General features: G+C 35.4%; 20 protein-coding genes. 4 read left to right on the top strand and 16 right to left on the bottom strand.

Features of this window, described 5'->3' with window-relative positions; genetic code table 11:
- Positions 1-164 precede the first annotated feature (164 nt).
- A complete protein-coding gene (locus tag BPR_RS05740) occupies positions 165-1,166 on the top strand; it encodes a hypothetical protein (protein ID WP_052301802.1) in 1,002 nt (333 codons plus the stop codon).
- A 7-nt stretch (positions 1,167-1,173) separates the two neighbouring features.
- On the opposite strand, the gene BPR_RS21565 is transcribed toward BPR_RS05740, so the two are convergent.
- Together BPR_RS21565 and BPR_RS05730 are read right to left on the bottom strand one after the other, a co-directional pair.
- Positions 1,174-3,141, bottom strand: coding sequence for an ATP-binding cassette domain-containing protein (locus BPR_RS21565; RefSeq protein ID WP_081441744.1), 1,968 nt, complete (start codon positions 3,139-3,141; stop codon positions 1,174-1,176).
- Positions 3,142-3,214: 73 nt separating this feature from the next.
- Entirely contained in the window at positions 3,215-3,994 is a 780-nt protein-coding gene (locus BPR_RS05730) for an ABC transporter permease (RefSeq protein WP_013280518.1), read from the bottom strand.
- 281 nt (positions 3,995-4,275) lie between these two features.
- On the opposite strand from BPR_RS05730, the gene BPR_RS05725 reads away from it, so the two are divergent.
- Positions 4,276-5,262, top strand: coding sequence for a hypothetical protein (locus tag BPR_RS05725; RefSeq protein WP_052301801.1), 987 nt, complete (start codon positions 4,276-4,278; stop codon positions 5,260-5,262).
- Between the two features lie 340 nt (positions 5,263-5,602).
- On the opposite strand, the gene BPR_RS05720 is transcribed toward BPR_RS05725, so the two are convergent.
- From BPR_RS05720 to BPR_RS05660, 13 genes are all read right to left on the bottom strand, one after another.
- A complete protein-coding gene (locus tag BPR_RS05720; RefSeq protein WP_013280516.1) occupies positions 5,603-6,157 on the bottom strand; it encodes an NUDIX domain-containing protein in 555 nt (184 codons plus the stop codon).
- Positions 6,158-6,207: 50 nt separating this feature from the next.
- The gene (gene rfbH / locus BPR_RS05715; RefSeq protein WP_013280515.1) at positions 6,208-7,554 is read right to left on the bottom strand and encodes a lipopolysaccharide biosynthesis protein RfbH; all 1,347 of its coding nucleotides are present in this window, start codon (positions 7,552-7,554) and stop codon (positions 6,208-6,210) included.
- Between the two features lie 422 nt (positions 7,555-7,976).
- Positions 7,977-8,768: a glucose-1-phosphate cytidylyltransferase gene (gene rfbF, locus BPR_RS05710; protein ID WP_013280514.1), complete on the bottom strand. Its 792-nt coding sequence runs from the start codon at positions 8,766-8,768 to the stop codon at positions 7,977-7,979.
- Positions 8,765-9,502, bottom strand: coding sequence for a sugar phosphate nucleotidyltransferase (locus tag BPR_RS05705; RefSeq protein ID WP_013280513.1), 738 nt, complete (start codon positions 9,500-9,502; stop codon positions 8,765-8,767). The genes rfbF and BPR_RS05705 overlap by 4 nt, the downstream gene beginning before the upstream one ends.
- Positions 9,499-10,401: an NAD-dependent epimerase/dehydratase family protein gene (locus BPR_RS05700; RefSeq protein WP_013280512.1), complete on the bottom strand. Its 903-nt coding sequence runs from the start codon at positions 10,399-10,401 to the stop codon at positions 9,499-9,501. Before BPR_RS05700 ends, BPR_RS05705 begins: the two co-directional genes overlap by 4 nt.
- A gap of 10 nt (positions 10,402-10,411) precedes the next feature.
- Positions 10,412-11,494, bottom strand: coding sequence for a class I SAM-dependent methyltransferase (locus BPR_RS05695; protein ID WP_143754335.1), 1,083 nt, complete (start codon positions 11,492-11,494; stop codon positions 10,412-10,414).
- Positions 11,495-11,550: 56 nt separating this feature from the next.
- Complete coding sequence (locus BPR_RS05690; RefSeq protein WP_013280510.1) at positions 11,551-12,567, bottom strand: NAD-dependent epimerase/dehydratase family protein; 1,017 nt, start codon at positions 12,565-12,567, stop codon at positions 11,551-11,553.
- A complete protein-coding gene (locus BPR_RS05685; protein WP_013280509.1) occupies positions 12,564-13,571 on the bottom strand; it encodes a radical SAM/SPASM domain-containing protein in 1,008 nt (335 codons plus the stop codon). The genes BPR_RS05690 and BPR_RS05685 overlap by 4 nt, the downstream gene beginning before the upstream one ends.
- On the bottom strand, positions 13,534-14,883 hold the full coding sequence (locus BPR_RS05680; RefSeq protein WP_013280508.1) for a glycosyltransferase family 4 protein: 1,350 nt from the start codon (positions 14,881-14,883) through the stop codon (positions 13,534-13,536). Before BPR_RS05680 ends, BPR_RS05685 begins: the two co-directional genes overlap by 38 nt.
- A gap of 1 nt (position 14,884) precedes the next feature.
- The gene (locus BPR_RS05675; protein ID WP_013280507.1) at positions 14,885-15,415 is read right to left on the bottom strand and encodes a dTDP-4-dehydrorhamnose 3,5-epimerase family protein; all 531 of its coding nucleotides are present in this window, start codon (positions 15,413-15,415) and stop codon (positions 14,885-14,887) included.
- A gap of 20 nt (positions 15,416-15,435) precedes the next feature.
- Positions 15,436-16,512, bottom strand: coding sequence for a glycosyltransferase family 2 protein (locus BPR_RS19695; protein ID WP_207636495.1), 1,077 nt, complete (start codon positions 16,510-16,512; stop codon positions 15,436-15,438).
- 5 nt (positions 16,513-16,517) lie between these two features.
- Complete coding sequence (locus BPR_RS05665) at positions 16,518-17,516, bottom strand: glycosyltransferase family 2 protein (protein WP_042256633.1); 999 nt, start codon at positions 17,514-17,516, stop codon at positions 16,518-16,520.
- Entirely contained in the window at positions 17,503-17,973 is a 471-nt protein-coding gene (locus BPR_RS05660) for a hypothetical protein (protein WP_143754268.1), read from the bottom strand. The genes BPR_RS05665 and BPR_RS05660 overlap by 14 nt, the downstream gene beginning before the upstream one ends.
- A 182-nt stretch (positions 17,974-18,155) precedes the next feature.
- Between BPR_RS05660 and BPR_RS05655 the strand changes: the two genes are divergently transcribed.
- On the top strand, positions 18,156-18,485 hold the full coding sequence (locus BPR_RS05655; RefSeq protein ID WP_013280503.1) for a helix-turn-helix domain-containing protein: 330 nt from the start codon (positions 18,156-18,158) through the stop codon (positions 18,483-18,485).
- Positions 18,486-18,775: 290 nt separating this feature from the next.
- Positions 18,776-19,387 (top strand): recombinase family protein, encoded by a 612-nt coding sequence (locus BPR_RS05650; RefSeq protein WP_013280502.1) that lies wholly within the window; start codon positions 18,776-18,778, stop codon positions 19,385-19,387.
- A 14-nt stretch (positions 19,388-19,401) separates the two neighbouring features.
- Here BPR_RS05650 and BPR_RS05645 read toward each other — a convergent pair whose 3' ends face one another.
- Complete coding sequence (locus BPR_RS05645) at positions 19,402-19,701, bottom strand: hypothetical protein (protein ID WP_013280501.1); 300 nt, start codon at positions 19,699-19,701, stop codon at positions 19,402-19,404.
- Positions 19,702-19,957: the final 256 nt, after the last annotated feature.

The following is a 19,957-nucleotide window of genomic DNA, read 5'->3' as shown; positions in this document are numbered from 1 at the left end:
TAAGAATTTAGTATTAGCATATCTATTGGTTCATTTATTCCATCTACATATCTGCAGATTTCTTTCTTCATGAACCTTCAATTATCTGGCACTTCGCCAGTATTTCCTACAGCATTATGTGCATTGTAGAAAGAAACAACATAGAAAGGGAAAATAATATAAAAATGACAATTGAAAATCAAAAGTACAAGGACACCGTCTTCAGGATGTTGTTCAACAACAAAGCTCATCTTCTTGAGCTGTACAACGCCATAAATGGCACAAACTACACAAATCCTGATGACCTCACGATCACTACTCTAAAGGGTGAGACATTTCTCAAGATGAAGAATGATCTGTCATTTATCATCAATGATGATCTGAGCATCTATGAGCATCAATCAACTCCCTGTCCAAACATTCCCCTGAGGGATTTATACTATCTGGCAGCTACACTAAAAGAGCAATTTCCAACCGAGAAATTGTATGGATCAACTACAATTCATATTCCTTGCCCTAAATTTCTAATGTTCTATAATGGGACAACCGCCATGGAAGACAAGGTGACCTACCGCCTGACTGATATGTTTATCAAGAAAGATACACTTCCTTCAGTTGAACTAACTGTAACAGCTCTCAACATTAATGATGGCCATAACAAAGAGCTATTAGAAGCTTGCAAGACCTTAAAAGGTTATTCCATTTTCGTTGCAAAAGTGCGAAAATATAAGCATGACGTAGAGAATGAATATAACTCCACTCATACAACTCCACTTAACCTTCGTGTTGATAAAATTGAAGTGATGAAATCACTCATAAAATTAGCTATCGCAAAAGCAATTGATGAATGCATACAGAAAAATATCCTTAAGGACTTTTTCACTGAATACAGAAAGGAGATCATCGAAGTGGGCGTACTCGAATATTCTTATGAACAGCATATACAAGTCATTAAAGATGAGAGCTATGATAATGGCTATAACAACGGCTACAACAGCGGCTACAACAGCGGTGAAAAGAATGGCGAGAAAAATGGTATAAAAAACACTACTGACCTTTTTTCTTGGCTTAAATCAAATGGCCGAGAAGCTGATGTGCTACTGGCTGTAGATAATTCTAATTATCTCTCGCAGCTCTTTACTGAGTACGAGGAATGGAAAAAGAATAATCAAAAATCAATTATATAATACTACTCTATGCGGCCTGTTTTTTGCAGGCCGTTTTCTTTTTTATCTTCATCCATCCCCACATGACGCAGTGCGCCGCAACTCCCGCAATTACCCACACCATAACCATGCTCGCAAGCCTCAGCCACACTGCAGGTTCACCGGTTATGATCCTGCCCCAGATAACATACCTCTCAAGCAGCATCTGAAGAGGCCTGAACATAAAGTACACTCCAACAATCCCGGCATAGGCAGTTCCAAACAGCCCGGCAATCCTTGGGTACATCTCATTCATCTTGACCCTCACAAGAAGGTCAAATCCCATGATTGCCATGATTGATATACCGTAATAAGTTGGCTTAAGCTCAAACTCTACGCCCCTTGATTCCAGGAAGATCTGCGAACCAATAGTCAGCACAAAGCCTATAACCAGCAGCATCAGCTCCTTGCTGCCCTTCAGCATCCTCTGACTATATCTCGATATCATATTCCCTGCGCAGAAGTAAAAGACATAACACACCGTCCCTGAATAAAAAGGAAAACTCCCCTCTCCGCCGTTGGCAACGCCATACATATCAAATCCAGGGAACATGAACATGAATACCCACAGGATTATCAGCATCATCCTGAGCGCCCTTGCGCTGAACATCTGCAGTGTCCCTCCAATAAACGGTGCTAGGATCATCAATAAGATAAAGAACCTGGCCGTCCACAGATTCCCCATATCAATGTATTTAATAAGAAGCGCCTCCCTGATCCATACACCGGCTGTAATTGGCCTTCCTTCCCACACATACAGAAACACCTGATAAACCGCTACCCAGACTTCCCACAGAACAAGCTTTGGCAAAAAAGTCTTCAGGTAATAATCCCTTACCTTATCCCAACTGCTGTAATCCTGCCCCAAAAGCTCAAATCCCAGCAGCAGGAATAACATAGGAATCCCAATAGTCCCTAAAATGTAAAAGACATATCCAAACTCCCTGAAGATAAAGTCAGCCTCCTCGGACATATCACTAATGTAAAAGAAATCCTGGCTGAGCGCATACAGCATCAAAAGAAACATCGAAATAACACCCGCAACGGGCTTACCCTGAGTTCCTCCGCCCTTCCATCTGGCAGAAAAAGCTTCCTGCTTGGCCTTGCGCTCTGCAAGTGCTTTCTCATGCTGTGTTTTTTTCTGTTTTCTTATCTCCAAAACTTCCGTTTTCCTTCTCTCTTCCTCTTCCTGTTCATCACGCTCTTCCCTGCGTCTTGTCATTGCGTCCTCATAATGATTACAGACGTCTTCAGTATATCCATCTTCCACAATCCTGCCGCCCTCGATCCAGATACACCTGTCAGCTATCTCTTTGATCTGAGACATTGAATGTGATACTAGTACGACAGTCACACCGGAAGCCCTCAGCTCGTCAAGCTTCCTGATACATTTCTCCTGAAATGCCTGATCTCCAACCGCCAGGATTTCATCGATCAACAGAATATCCGCATCAACATTTATCGCAACAGAAAAAGCCAGGCGCATGTACATTCCTGACGAATACGTCCTTATGGGATTATCTATGAACTCTTCAAGCTCCGAGAACCTGATGATCTCATCGATTCTCTTATCAACCTCTTCTTTTTTAATCCCCAGAATGGAAGCATTGATGTATATGTTCTCGCGCCCTGACATATCAGGATGAAAGCCGGCTCCCAGTTCGATAAGACTGGAAACCTTACCCTTTACAGTAACCGTACCCTTATTCGGATACAGGATCCTTGTCAGCATCTTGAGAGTAGTAGACTTACCGCATCCATTCTGACCAATAAGTGCAACTGTCTCACCCCGGTATACCTTAAAAGAAATCCCTTTGAGGATCTCTCTTTCCTCATATCTGGAGCGCCCCGGATTAACAAACTGCTCCTTTAACATACTTCCTTTGTCAAAGTACACGCGGAAGTTCTTGTACACATCATTAACTTCAATGATCGCTTCTCTTCTATTAAGTCCCATTATCTGCCCCATCTCATAAATCAAGCTGCTAATTTAATCCATATGTATATACTAGTTTTCCCAGGTCACATAATTACAGTTCTTCCGCAAATCTCTTTTCCAGAACCTTGAAAACTATGCTGCCCACAATTAGAAGTGAGGCAGCAAATAGCGCGCCCTTTAGCATATACGTCATATCCGGAGAAATCTTGTAATACAGTATCTGCTGATACATTCCAATGATGTACAGCATCGGATTCCATGCAAATATAGGCAGGAACTTCTCCGGAATGATCTCGATGCTGTAGAACATCGGCGTCACATACATCCATACCATCATCAGCACCGACACGATATGCTCGATATCCCTGAAATACACCTCCACTGCTGACAGCAAAAGTGCCAGTCCCAGGGCAAAAAAGTATTCGATAAACATTACTGGAATAAGCCATAACTGAACCTGTATATTTATTCCCCATCCTGAGATCAAGAGAATACTGTATATTATGGCAAAAGAAATAAGTAGATTAATAAAATTAACCGTAAGAGACACAATAGGCAGAATCTGCCTTGGAAAATAGACCTTTTTGACCAGATCTCCCTGATACCTTATTGAGCCAAGCCCCTGAATGACTCCTCCGGTAAAAAAGTTGAAGGGAAACATACTAACAATCAGATATAAATGGAATTTCTCAATTCCGCTCCTGAAGATCTGTGAAAACACAAACGTATATACCAGAATCTGCATCAGCGGATTAACATATGTCCACAGAAATCCCAGTACAGACCCTTTATATTTACCTCTAAGCTCTCTGTGGGTAAGCTCAAACACCATATCCCTGAAGTTCCATATATTTTTGATATCAGTAAACATATGCTACCTTCTTTCGTAAAAGAAACAATAAAAAACTCCTAACGCCAGGTAATTATATTAATTATTGTCGTAATTACGACATACATAAAATCTTAAGAAAATTCGATGCTAAATCTTAAGAATTTTGTATTAGCATATCTATTGGTTCATTTATTCCGTCTACATATCTGCAGATTTCTTCCTTCATGAACCTTCAATTATCTGGCACTTCGCTAGTATTCCCTACAGCATCATGTGCAATTGTAGAAAGAAACAACACAGAAAGGAAAAACACTATAAAAATGACAATTGAAAATCGAAAGTACAAGGACACCGTCTTCAGGATGTTGTTCAACAACAAAGCTCACCTTCTTGAGCTATACAACGCCATAAATGGCACAAACTACGCAAATCCTGATGACCTCACAATCACTACTCTAAAGGGTGAGACATTTCTCAAGATGAAGAATGATCTGTCGTTTATCATAAATGATGATCTGAGCATCTATGAGCATCAATCATCTCCCTGTCCAAACATCCCTCTGAGGGATTTATACTATCTGGCAGCTACACTAAAAGAGCAATTTCCAACCGAGAAATTGTATGGTTCTACTACAATCCATATTCCATGCCCCAAATTTCTAATGTTCTATAATGGAACAACCGCCATGGAAGACAAGGTAACCTATCGCCTGACTGATATGTTTATCAAGAAAGATACACTTCCTTCAGTTGAACTAACTGTAACAGCTCTCAATATCAATGATGGCCATAACAAGGAGCTCTTGGAAGCCTGCAAGGCCCTAAAAGGTTATTCCATTTTCGTTTCAAAAGTGCGAAAATATAAGCAGGTAGTGGAGAATGAATATAATTCCACTCATACAACTCCACTTAACCTTTTGGTTGATAAAAGTGAAGTGATGAAATCACTCATCAAATCAGCTATCACAAAGGCTATTGATGAATGCATACAGAAAAATATCCTTAAGGACTTTTTCACTGAATACAGAAAGGAGATCATCGAAGTGGGCGTACTCGAATATTCTTATGAACAGCATATACAAGTCATTAAAGATGAGAGCTATGATAATGGCTATAACAACGGCTACAACAGCGGTGAAAAGAATGGCGAGAAAAATGGTATAAAAAACACTACTGACCTTTTTTCTTGGCTTAAATCAAATGGCCGAGAAGCTGATGTGCTACTGGCTGTAGATGATTCTAATTATCTCTCGCAGCTCTTTACTGAGTACGAGGAATGGAAAAAGAACAACACTCCTAACTCATGATTATACGAGTCAATAATACTGCGGCCTGCCATTGGTAGGCCAATTTTATTCAGAAAAGGAATGTGCTATTAAATAGACGTAAAAAGTGCCACTGATAGCCGGTTAGCTTCGGCTTTAGTTTATGAATCAAAGAAGACCGCAGCTTTTCAGCGGTCTTTTTGATGTTTTATTTTTGGAATGCCTTGCAAATACTGATGAATGCAACAGTTATATTGATGATTGTAACCACAATACTCACAAGAGTACTAGTACTTTCTAACTTTAAGGTTGCTCCCTAGCAAACCTTATAAGTATCTCATATACTAGAAAGCTCTCGAATAAATACATCCAAAGAGTTTTGTTAAGGCCTGTGGTAATTGAACCAGTCTGTAATTACTGGCTTGTAATAATATTGTATATCTATGAAATCTTCAGGGAGATGTCCAAACCACTTTAAATGTCCTACTTCACGCTTGCCGTCACAATCTATTATCTTGTTAACATCATTACATTTACATTTATAAAGTACTGATAAAAAATGTGATCTGACATTATTATTCTCAACAACAGTTTTATAGTCATTAGCAATATTCTCAAGAACAGCCATGGGAATATTGTCATATGTAACTTCTGTTCCCAATTCTTTTATAGCAGTTTGCTTAATTCTGTCTTCTAATTTTTCTTTAAATCTAAGACAACCTCCTGGGATATGCCAACCTTGTCCACAATATCTGTCATCTCGCCAACTAAGTAGTAGTCTTCCTTTTTCATCAGTAATAAACAGATCAACATTTACTATCGGTGTCATAGACGAAACCATAAGGAAAAGTTCTGTTCCTAGGCCTTTTTCAGGATCAACACCAGATTCCCGCATAGTTCGCTCTAGTAGTTTTATACTCTTTTTCAATTCATCCATACTAGTCATTCACCTTCCTAAACATTTCAACACTTACGATTCAGCCAGTATCAATCAGACGTAGATAAAGCCTTACGAATAACTCTTACAGTATATGCAAGCATTTCGTTAGTCATTCCTGGATAAACTCCTACCCAGAATGATGAATTCATTATTTCATCGGTATTCTTTAGAGCACCAACAATACGATAGCCTTTTCCAGAAGCTCTCATTTGGTCAAAACACGGATGCCTTGTTAAATTTCCTGCAAAAAGAGCCCGTGTCTGAACCCCCTTACTTTCAATGAAACTAACAACCTTATTTCTATCCACCCCAGTCTTACATGTCATCAAGAATCCAAACCAACTAGGATCTGAACCTGGGCATGCTTCAGGTAAAATCAATTTATCTGAACAGTCATTCAAATGGTCTTTTAGAAATTTAAAGTTTTCTTTCCGCTTTTCAACAAATCCTGGAAATTTCTTGAGCTGTGCACAACCTATCGCTGCTTGCAAATCAGTTGCCTTAAGGTTATATCCAAAATGTGAATACACATATTTGTGATCATACCCCCTTGGTAACTCGCCGTACTGACCATCAAACCTGCGCCCACACATATTATCTTTTCCTGATGGGCAAACACAATCACGCCCCCAATCGCGAAGAGATCTTACAATTTTATTTAAAAGAGCATTATTCGTATATACAGCTCCGCCTTCCCCCATTGTCATATGATGCGGAGGATAAAAGGAAGATGTCCCAATATCACCAATTGTTCCGGTCTTACTTACTGTCCCGTTATACTCATAGCTAGATCCTAACGCATCGCAATTATCTTCTATAAGCCATAGCCCATATTTGTCACAAAATCTTTTAACCGTAGCCAGATCGAAGGGATTTCCTAATGTATGAGCAATCATAATTACTTTTGTCTTATCAGACCTTGCCTCTTCCAACATGGAAACATCTATGTTGTACTGAGGAATAGTAACATCGACAAATACAGGAACTACTCCATATTGAATAGCTGGAGCTACAGTAGTCGGAAAACCTGCTGCGACTGTTACCATTTCATCTCCTGGAAGAACTTGCCTTTCGCCAAGAAGTGGTGAAGTCAAAGCCATAAATGCCAAAAGATTAGCAGATGACCCAGAATTAACCAATGAGCAATACTTGATTCCAAGATAATCTGCCAACTTTGTTTCAAATTCGTTGGTATAACGACCTGAAGTAAGCCAGAACTCTAGCGCTGAATCTACAAGGTTTTCCATTTCATCATGGTCATAGACTCTAGAGGCATAGCTAATTCTGTCGCCTTCATGAAATGTATTATCTATAGAATGAAATCTGTCACAATACTCACTTACTTCCGCTAGAATTTTTTTGCGAGCTTCTAGCTCTGTCATATTTTCAAGCATTTTTCGCCACTCCACTTTATCAAGTCAAATACAAATATTTTGTATCAGCATAATTAATCGTTAACAATTGGCAATAATTTCCTTCTTTTTAATCAGAATTTAAATACCAAATACATTACACGAGTAATTAAGATAAACATTAAGGCCTCATTCCGCTCGTAGAAAGTTTTATTTATACTCATTATCTGGTAGTATTTCTTTAGAATTTAAATTGCTCCAAAATCTACATAGGTTTTACCTTTATATGTATAAAACTCAACTAACCTATAATCTTTATTGGGAACATGTATACTGTTGCATAAAATGAACAGATAAGACCTATAATCAAACAAATAAAGCTACTATTTACAATCTATTTTCAAAATAATTAATAATCATTGATTTATACAACAACCAACAAATTTATCCCATGATTTTTACCGTTATATCCATTTTTTCCATGGGGCATCATTTTGCCATAATCTTTCTAAGTATTCTCTATCATGAATATTATCCATTGGAGACCAAAAGCCTGGATGTTCATAAGCTACCATCTGTCCATCTGCAACTAGCCTTTCAAACGGTCCCTTTTCAAGCATCTCATCTCCATCTCCCAAATAATCAAATATTTTCTTTTTAGCTACCATGAATCCAATATTAACGATTGATTGATCCATTCTAGCTTTTTCATTAAAACGTATTACTCTATTACCTGAATCAATGCTTATTGTCCCAAATCTCCCCTCAGGCTTTGTTGTCGAAATTGTCATTACTTTTCCATGGCTATGATGAAACTTTAATACTTTTGCTAAATCAATATCAGAAACACCATCACCATATGTAATCATAAATTCATCATCATCCATTAGATATTTTTTTATCTTGAGAATTCTTCCAGCGGTAAGTGTTTCCAGTCCTGTATTCGCACAAACAATATTCCATTGCTCAGTTTCACTCAGATCATCAATATACTTAACTTTCCCATTCTTTTCACAAGAATCAAGCGTAAAATTTGTAATAGCATTATGTAGTTTATAATTGACAAAGTATTTTTTTATACATTCTCCTTTATAGCCACAACAAATAATAAAATCATTAAAGCCATAACAACCATATGTCTTCATGATATGCCATATGATTGGTCTTCCGCCAATTGTCACCATCGGTTTTGGTTTTGTAACTGATTCTTCACTTATTCGTGTTCCTTTTCCACCAGCTAAAATCACTATTTTCATACGCATTCCATCCAAGGTGCATTGCCTTGTTTCCATTTTTCTTCAGCTGCTACTTTATCTCTTAAAGTTTCTATAGTACTAAAAAAACCTCCGTGCCTATAAAATGATACCGATAATTCTGATAGTACTTCTTCAATATCACCTACTTTTGACACTTTTTCGAAGGCATCCTTACTTATTGCAAACGTTCCAGCACTAGTCCATGCTTCATTTATACTATCCCATTTTTCTTTGTCTGCAAAAAAGCTTAAAGGTACCTTTCTACCAGTGGGTCTTGCAACTACTATCGTCATATCTTTTTTTTCTTTTTTGTGATACTCCATAACCTTTTCTAATGGAATATCTGAAATACAATCACCATAAGAAAGAATAAAATCATCATCAATAATGCCAAGTACTCTTTTCACACGTTCTGTTGGTTTAGTTTCAATTCCTGTATCTATAACACTAATATTCCAATGCTCTTTATCCTGTGAAAGAATCTCAACTGTATTCTTTTCCGTATTGACCTTTATATCGGCTTGATAAATGTAATAATCCAAAAAATATTCCTTTATGGTTTCAACCTTATATCCTCCACAAATAATAAAATCATTTATACCATGTATAGAGGCATGCTTCATTATGTGCCATAGCAGAGGCCTTTCTCCAATTGGTATCATCGGTTTGGGCACACCCACAGGTTCATTACTTATCGTGCTTTTTTGGCCTCCTGCTAATATAACCATCTTCATATATGTTCTCCTGTTTTTAACCAATTAATCACATTTATTACTGCTTGTTCAAATTCAACTTTTGGTTCAAAACCTGTATCAGTTTTAAGCGGCTCTATATTATACCAATCGAATGAAAACCTAAGTCCATCATCCGCCTTACTACCAATATCTAGATCTGTATCTGTTTCAATTATTTTCCTTATTTTCTCTAAATATGCCTTCAATATCATTGGTTTTCCACTACCAATATAATATTCGCTTTGTTTTAGTATGCCTTCGCCAATTAGTCTTAATCCTCTTACAATATCTTCTACCGCCGTTATGTCATATGGTTCCAATGCTGGTCCATATTCTGGCTTTATTCCCTTTATCAAGCAATCAATAGTATATGCAATAACTTGCTCCTTTTTTATATATTTTCCGATAGGTTGAAAAATCGTGGCCCATACAAATTCAATATCCAATTTCTGTGCTAATTTATAACACATCTGATGCGCACTTAATTTAGATAATAAATAGAAATCTGCTTTTCTATGATAAGTTTCAGACAAGATTTGTTCTGCCAATTTTTCATATACAGTCCCCAATGCCACGAACCTCTCACATCCCAATCTCTTTGCTGTACTAAGCGCAGCCAAAGTTCTCACTACATTCTTCGACTGTATTATTTCATCATCACGTTTAGGTCCTGTAGCACCTTCCCAAGCCAAATGAAAAAATATATCTGCTTGTATCCCAGACAATGAGCTATAATCATCCATTCCACATTCAATAATGTGAACATTATCTGGCAATCTCTCAGCATTAATGCTATTTTTCCGAACAAGTGCATATACTTCTACATTATTGCTTACAAGTTCATAGCATAAGTGAACACCTATAAATCCTGTTGCCCCACTTACTATAGCCGTTTTCATATAATTGTCCTCATTTAAGCATTACGATTGGGTTATCTAATCCCATATTTCTGATTTGTTTACATATTGAATCACGATAGGGAATTGACAATATTACGATAGTGCCATTACCCACAGCATCTGGAGCTACGATCTTATGAGTCTGACCATTAAGAACGAATTCTATACCCTGCCGCTTTGGATTTCGATCAACCAACTGAACAACATTACATTCTTTAAATACTTCTAATAATATTGCTGTAGATGCACCTATCCCCCACAAAACCAATGGTTCCTGTGATACTTTTAGTGGATTAATAAATTGTAATAGTGAAGATTCGCTTTTTTCTAAGTAAGCCTTTATGCTTTTCTCCGCTATATCTGAGAATTGTACATCTCCATTCCTACCTTTTTTCATAATGGAATATATCGATGGATAATTACTAACCTTTTTGTAATAAAAACCTTTATCAATTATTTTGAATCCATATTTTGCAGCAATGTTAGCTATATCATTCATAGTCATATGAAGCACATGTTCATATGTGAGAAAATTGAATGGTGCGCTTTCCTCTGAAACATATCCTTCTGCATTTGGTATTTCCAGAAATACATAACCGTCATACTTTAGTACTCTTTTCAGTTCATTGATACTATCTTCTACATTCAAAATATGCTCAAGTGCATGATTAAGAATTACCAAGTCCACACTGTTATCCTTAATTTGCTTCATATCTGTACTGTCTGCTAAAATCCCATTTATTTTTTTATTTCTAGCATTTGCAATACAATCTTCATTTGGATCCAAATCTGTTACATTAAGATATCCTTTTTTAATAAGATACTCATCAAGCTCTCCCCATGCACCTGCAATATCTAGAATAATGCTCTCCTTTTTAATATACGGCGTTATTAATTCCAACAAATGATTATAATAATCATAGGTTTCTTCTTCACCAAACATATCAAAATACTTAGGAGCATACGCACTCGTTTTATAGTATGATATAAAATCCTTTTGTTCTGCTTCTGTGTCTGTAAATACTAACCCGCACTTCTCGCAGCAAGCTATATAAGCAGGAGTATTTGGAAAATTACCACCTAAAATTTTCATATTCTCACACAATTTGAAAATTCTATGTCCGCTCAAACTACCACAAATAGGGCATTTCACTTTACAATTCCTCCTGGATAATATATGTCATACAACTTCATTAGCTTTTGGTCATAATCTTTATTTATTCTTTGTCTGACTGGATTTTCTAACAACCATGAGATGGTTTCTTTCACTCCTTCTTCAAAAGAAACCGTTTGCTTCCAACCATTTGCTATGTTTTTGATCTTTGATACGTCAAAAATGTAATGCCACATGTGTTGTTCGCAAACAATCTGACTATAGAAATCATTAATTTTTAATGCATCTGCTCTCGGAATATGCACAATATTACTTTTATCCAAGCCCAAAGCCTCTAGTATATACTCTCCCATCTCGTTCCAAGTTATTAACCATTCTGCCGCTATATTATAGCTTTCCCCAATAGTTCGCATATTCCCAATAAGAGAGAAAAAAGCTTCCGCAAAATCACGTGAATGAAGTGGTGCAACTAAGTTTTCACCATCGCCTGGCATAAGTAGTGGGTATCCCTCTAAAAGTCTTTTTGGCGCAGTAAAACAATTTTGTCCAATAGGCATCTGTATAATAGTATCGTAAGTATAGCCTGGTCGCACGATTGTAACCGGAAATGCATTATCTTTGAAAGCTATTTGAAACTCTCTTTCTATCTCGATTTTCCCAGCAATATAACTATCCTCTATATCCATTTCATACTTAGGCGTATTTTCGTTAAATGGGATATATTTACTTCTTCTTTGATATATTGCTTCAGATGAAATAACAATATATTGATCGCATCTGCCATAAAACAATCTAATCGCGCGCTTAGCATGTTCGGAATTGAAGCAAATAAAATCACACACAACATCAAAATGTATATTCCCAAGTGACCTTAGTACATTTTTTTCGTCTCTGATGTCCGCTATTATCTGAATAACATCATCTTGAACGTCTCTTCGAGTTAACCGAGATGCTCCTCTATTTAATTCATAAACCTCAATTCCTTCATTTATACACTTTTGAACACACCACCAACTAATATTTCCGTTTCCGCCAATGAATAATACCTTCATATCTGATTTGTAACCTTTTTTAATATCATTTCCCTATATTCATCGATATTATCTACAGCTGCAGATTCAATTTCCATACAATCTTTGCAGAGTTCTATACTTCTCCTCTGGCAATTAAGATGTGCTAATCTTATATCTGAATATTCCTTACTATTCCAAATATCAACAACATTCTGTGTTCTTGCATCTCCAATAATTCCCTTATAATTCCAATCAACTATGCAATGAGATGCACTCCCGTTTGAATTTATTGTCAAAATATAAAAAATTCTTGGACAAACTGTATATTCTTTATAGCCTTCACCATGATAAACATTTACATGTTCTGAAGTATTTTCAAAACCCGGCCAACAGTTAGCAATATGTTCCATGGCTATTTCATCACATATGTCGCCAAACAAATCATAGAATTTCTGCTCTGTTTCTTTATCCAAATTGTCTACCATAGTTTTTATAAAAATATGGCAATTTCCCTTATGCTCATACAAATCTCGGATATTATTTACAAAATTATCATAATCGATATCCACATTACTTATATTTTTATATCCTTTTGCATCAAGAGCCTCTACTGAAATATTTATTCTTGACAATCCAGCCTCAACAAGTTTCCTATTTATATCAGGCTCCAACAGAGTTCCATTTGTTGTAAAATCGATTGTTTCAAATTTTCCAGATTTATTAGCATACTCTATCATTTCTGGTAAACGTTTATTTACCAATGGTTCACCTTCCTTGTATAATCTTAATACTTTTATTTTGTCGGGAAATCCTTGGCAATCATCTATTATTTTTTTATATAATTCAAAATCCATTACACCAATACTATTTCTTTTCGATTCAGTCCATAAATCTTTATGTGCCCCTCCACATGGACAAAAATTACAGCACAAGTTACAAGCACTAGATGGGTCCAAATAAAGAATAAATGGTGTAGATAACGGTATTACATTTTGTAATTCTGTCCTATTCTTGTGATATCTTGTTCCTATTTTTGCTTTCATCTTTCGTCCTTTCCAATATCATTTTTTTATGTATTCTGTTTAATATCGTATCCGTTTTATCATATTGATAGAACTGCTCAACAGATCCTTTATTTTCACCCCAAAATATTGCTCCAAGATTTAGTAATTCCTCGTTGCTATAACAATTATCAATTAAAGATTTTTCAATAATCATTTTTTCCTCAGAACTGCACCCATAAAAAAACCATTCATGAGGCTTTCCTCCAAATATTTCAGAAAAATTATGTTTATGCTTATCTATGCTTTTTACCTTTTCAATAACCTTATGATATCTTTCTAAATTCTCGACAATACTATATTTTCTAATAGCATCTTTCCTAGCATTATGACCTAGTTCTATTCTCTTTTTTTCGTCTTTCATTATTTTTGTGAAAGCCGAAACAAACTCCTCTTCATTCTCAACAAGTATTCCATCCTTCCCATTCGCGATAATTGCTTCTTCAACAACTCCTCTACTAGCAATTATTGGCAATCCCACAGCCATAGCTTCAATCAAAGCATTTTCAGTAGTTGCAAAATTATGAGGATTTAACGGATAGACAAATACATCAAACCCTTTCAATAATTCTGGAATATCATTGCGAAAACCCAAAAAATGAACCTTGCTATTTAGTTTATTTTTTTCTATATCGTGCTTAAAATCAGGGAGACAATCACCCGCAAAATAAAAAGAAGCTCTTTTTTCTTTTTCTGTTATCCTTTTTATCCATAGAACTACATCTGAATTAAGTTTCGCATAGTCAAGTGACCCCACATAGCCAACTTTTATTTCATCACATATTTGGTAATTCTCTTTAGGAGAATAAAACTCTGGCTTAAAATCTCCCATCCCATACACAACTTCACTTTTTTCTTGAAGTTTATTTTTTTCATCTACTGTCCAATGAGAATTTATAAATGACGCACTTGACGTAAACATACAAGCATCAAAAGCATTGAGAAGACATATTTTTAATCTTGGATACTCAAGTCCATTAATATGATTCCAAATAATAAATCGTGCTTTAGTATTTTGTACATGTACCAGCGCATCATAAATAGAAGGATGATTCCACCAATTAATAACAACAATATCTGCCGAAGATACCTTATCTTCTAAGTCATTCAAATCCTGGCATATCGAAACCTTTATTCCATTTTTTATGCAATTAGTTATGTGATCTTTTTTTTGGGGAATTTGAAGTAGAAGAATTTCATATTTATTTGATTTATCATTAATTGCTATCCCCGAAATAGCTTTACCTGCCCCAGCCCCCATATGCGCTGCAATGTGAAGAATGCTTAATTGCATATCACACCTCATATAATGGCCAATTATTATCTCTATCAGAGATTACTTCCGGCAAAATTGGCCAATCAATGGAAAAAGCTGGGTCGCTCCATAAATAACCTCTCTCAGCTTGTTTGTCATGCTCGTTAGTCATAAAATAAATCAGTTGTGAATTATCTCTAAGCGAAACAAACCCATGTGCGCATCCCTTAGGAATATAAATAGCATATCCATTTTCCTCTGATAATACTGCGCTGCAATACTTTAAGTATGTAGGCGATGTTTTTCTAAGATCTAAGCATACGTCATATACTTCTCCCTCAACACATGAAATATATTTCTCTTCTGCTGATGTGCCAATCTGCATATGCATTCCTCGTAAAGTGCCTTTTTTATAATTTCTCGATGCACTAATTTGAACAAACTCAGCATTTAGCCCAGTCTTTTTTATTTCATTAACATCTGCTATCCTAGAAAAATATCCTCTTTCATCTTTAGGAATATTTCTTTTGAAAAGATAACATCCTTCAACAAGTAATTTTTCATAAATCATATGGTCCCCCCAATCCTCGATCAATATTTCTTTGATTCAATTACGATCCTATCTGGTATAATCAACGTATCATGTTCATTTCCTCTGAGTATTCCGTAATGCTCATGAACCTTATGAATAATCGTACGAACCACCATGCTTTTTAGAGAATCACTGATATCTTTTTTTATTCCAACACTATTTAAAATTTCATTTTTAATCGACTTCTTTTTCCAAAAATCTGTTGAAGAAGAAATATACCAATTGAAATATTCTTTTCTAAAAAACTTCATAAACATCTTTAAATATGCATCATCTTGAGATATTTGTTTTTTAAATCCGCACATATGAATCATCATTTGTTTTAGGACATCATTTTTTAGCGTAGCATTATTTTGGATTCGATATGCAGAAATAGGAAAGCATATAAAATAAAGTCCACATTTAACCAATCCTTTATATTGAATAATCTGATCTCCCATAAGCAATTCTTCATGAGCATTATAAATATCCTGTATTAGAGCCCGAGGATACAATAATCCCGGAGATGTTACCGAGCATCCAAAGAAAAACTCATAGTTGCTTACTTTATACGCATAAATACCTCTCGGGAGTGAAGGAAATCTGAAATTATCTTCTCTAAATTCGTGTGGAATTGAGCCTACTACACCAAAATAGCCATAACGGTTAATAAAAGAACTCATAACATATAGATAATATGGATGAAGAAGATCATCGTCATTCAACAGCGCCACATACTTTCCATGAGAAAGAGTTGCTCCCCGCAATGTATTTCCATATATACCAATATTCTTTTCATTCTTGTAATAGACTACACGCGGACAATTTAAGGTCTCTATATACTCAAGCACCTCACAATCAGTCTCATCATTATCATTGTCAACAATTACAATCTCATAATTATCAAATTCTTGCTGTTCCATTGCAGATTTGAGAGAAAGTTTCAATAATTTCAATCTTTTATACGTCGGGATATAAATAGAAAACATTGGTTGCTTTGGATGTTTTCCCCATAAGCATTTTGAACGCACTTGATCGTATTTATGTATATCTCCATATCCTTTTAAATAGTCAAATTCAATATTTTTGTCACTCATGCTTTTTACCCAATAAGATTTTTTAAACATTGATAATAATTCTTCAACATAAGAATCAACATTTCTTTTTTTATATTTCTTTTATACCTAAAACAGTTATGCAATGAATGTATCGTGAATGCGCATCCATTTATAAGCCATTCATCATACTTGTGATTTTCAAAATTGTTTCTTTTAGCAAAACCTGGTATTTTCATGCTTATGTAAAACTCCCAGGTTACCGTCATAAGTGAATCTTTAAACATAGCTAAAAGAATTTCATTACTTCTCTTTTGATCAGGCATATCATTTGCATATTTCACCCAATCGACAAATTCTTTATTTCTATATTCAAGAGAAACATAAGGAACATCATAGTATTCTTTTCTTTTTTTTGGTATTTTTTCTCTATTAAAGGGTTGAATAATAAAACTATTGTTATGAACATAAACTATATGAACATTTTGAAGTATTTGAAACACAATATAGATATTTGCCACAGAATTTTGTGAATTGCGCAACAATAATTCAAGATAATCTCTATCTATATTTTTAGATATAAAAGAACTATTATAGATAAGCATTCCCGGGTGTCTTGACGAAAAATAAATATTTAATGCATCACGAGCATTATATGTACCTTTTTTATACAATCTCCATTCACATGAAATAAAATCATAATTAGGAGCAGTAGAAATAAGCTTTACCAAACTCTTTAAGCCATATTGATCAATATAATCTCGATCATTCAAAAATAAAAAAAATTTTCCTCTTGCATTTCTTGATAATAGCCAGAAATTCTCAAATCCTAAATTTTTATCATTATGAACAATGCATACTTTACAACTCTTAATTTCCTTCAATTGACTCCAAGTTGAATCTGTCGAGCCATTATCACCAATAATAAACTCTATGTCTTCACACTCACACTCCAACATTCGTTTCAAGTTATTTACAAGTAACGTACATCTATTAAATGTAGATATTATAATTGACAATAATGGTTTTTCATTAGAATAATTCATAAATAATGTCATCCAGTGGTATTAACGGATAATCGATCCTGTCCCTTAGCAAATTTGATACATAATCATAGGCTCCTATTTCACATACTACTATTGCATCAACTGCATCCAAATCATCCTCTATGTCCTTTATTTCTTTGCCAATATCTCTTTCTCCTTCATGAGCTTTAATTACATATGCTATTTCTAATTCGCTTTCCTTAACATCTTCATAGAATAAAATCCCCATGTCGCCCATACCATAGATAGCTATTTTTCTATAGTTATTGTCCTCAAAATACTTTGCAATCCTAATTCCCTTTTGATATAGAGGTATCCATTTCCTCATCATTTCATAATAGGATTTGTATGAATTTACCTCTGACCTTCTACCAATTAGATGCTTTTTTACAAGTTCGTAAAAAAAAGACGAGGATATAATTGCGCCTAATGAAAACATTCCTACGTTACAAATCACAAAATGTCTTGAAGAAAAATGCTTCATGATTAGACCTAAAGTCCAATTATCACCTAATTGGATTCTCCCTTTCTCTGGATATAACCAGGTATATTTTTACTCCACATTTTAGTCGCAAATCATATCATTAGCGTCTCACAAAGTGTACTTTTTGATATTTCACTTCTAAGGGGGATGATCAGATGGCATATGCTGATGAAATGGGTGAAAAAATGGCAATAAGGCTTCGTGAACTTCGAAAAAAAGCTAAAGTTTCTGCGCGCAAAATGAGTCTTGAACTTGGCCAGAATCCAGGCTATATCAATAATATAGAAAATCTTAGATCTTTCCCTACAATTCAGAATTTCTTCCAAATATGTGAATATTTAAATGTTACTCCGGAAACCTTTTTTAAGACCTTTTCTGAAAAAGAGAGAGATTCTAATAAAACTGATCTCATGGACATGCTGTCTGGTCTTGATGAGAAAACTTATAATGCAGTATATGTGATAATAAAAGATTTAGTATCATAAGACGTATTTTTCTGAATATTATTGCGATATACAGAAAATCTTAAGAATTTTACATCTATACTTCAACTAAATTAAGTGTTAATATACTTCCTGTGCTTTTTCTAGAACACATTTTTGCAGCATATAAGCTGTCTAGGCGAATTCACGCCCATTTTTCCACCACTACTTGCGCAAGTACTTGGAAATAAGAAGTAATTTATGAAAGGTTTTTACTAATGCCTCAAAACTGTAACATGACTGGTTTTATTTTGATATTACTATCCTTTGTGCATTAAAAGGAGAATACTAATATGGGAAAAAAATATGGCTATGCTCGCGTTAGTTCTAAGGACCAAAATGAGGACCGTCAAATAATAGCTTTAACAAAGGAAGGAGTAGAATCTTCAAACATATTTGTTGACAAATTGTCTGGTAAGAATTTTGAAAGGCCTCAATATCAAACTCTTATTAGTATTCTAAACGAGGGAGATGCGTTGTTTGTACTAAGCATTGACAGGCTTGGACGTAACTATATTGATATTCAGGAACAATGGAGATATATTACTAAGATTTTGAAAGCAGATATAGTAGTTTTGGACATGCCACTTTTGGATACTCGTAAAGATAAGAATCTTTTGGGAACATTTATTTCTGATATTGTATTACAGCTACTATCCTTTGTGGCAGAAAATGAGAGGAATAATATAAGAATCAGGCAAGCAGAGGGAATAGCTGCCGCAAAAGCAAGAGGAGTTAAGTTTGGAGCAAAAGAGTTACCTCTAACTGATGAATTTTGGAAAGCATATGAAATGTATCATGATAACCTGATCACTGCAGACGATGCTGCAAAAATGTGTGGCGTGTCAAGAGCAACTTTTTATCGAAGGCTGCATAGACTTAACTATAATTTCGAAAACGAATAGATAAAAGATGTTTTTTATTTACTTGCTAGTAAAATATTCAAGTCAGCATAATCGCAAGAAGTCTCATCATCTAAGCTATCACTGTATTCCTGCATCTCGTTCCAGCTGCGGAGAGTGTTTATGAAGTCAAGAGGCCAGCCATCATCGTCAAAGACGCCATCTCCGTTGGTGTAGGGACTATGGCCAGAGTAAACCCAGTTTACCAGCAGGTTCCATTCTTCTTTGGTCATGTGGCCTATTTCTCGTTTGTACCTGTGTAATTCAATCTCAAGGATATCCTGGAGTTCTGCAGAAACGTCTTCATTAAACATCATTATTCATCCTCACTTTCTTCAAAATATAAGACTGTATTGTACTCGTTGACTGCATTGAGTACTGGTGCAGATCTGGTGGCATAGAGGAACCTGCATATGGGGTCAGCCCCCTTTACGGAAAAATGTAACAAAAATGACTTCGAGGGCTTTGGGTTATATCACGTCGGTTTGAACGTTGTGATTTTATTTTGCTTAGGATAGTTTTTTACAAACCAATGTACGTTTGCGTGCAAATATGACCATATTGACACCCTAC

The sequence above is a fragment of the Butyrivibrio proteoclasticus B316 genome (assembly GCF_000145035.1).
GTDB classification, from domain to species: domain Bacteria; phylum Bacillota; class Clostridia; order Lachnospirales; family Lachnospiraceae; genus Butyrivibrio; species Butyrivibrio proteoclasticus.
Note: the sequence above shows the minus strand (reverse complement) of the source record. Positions and strands in the feature narration are given on the sequence as shown.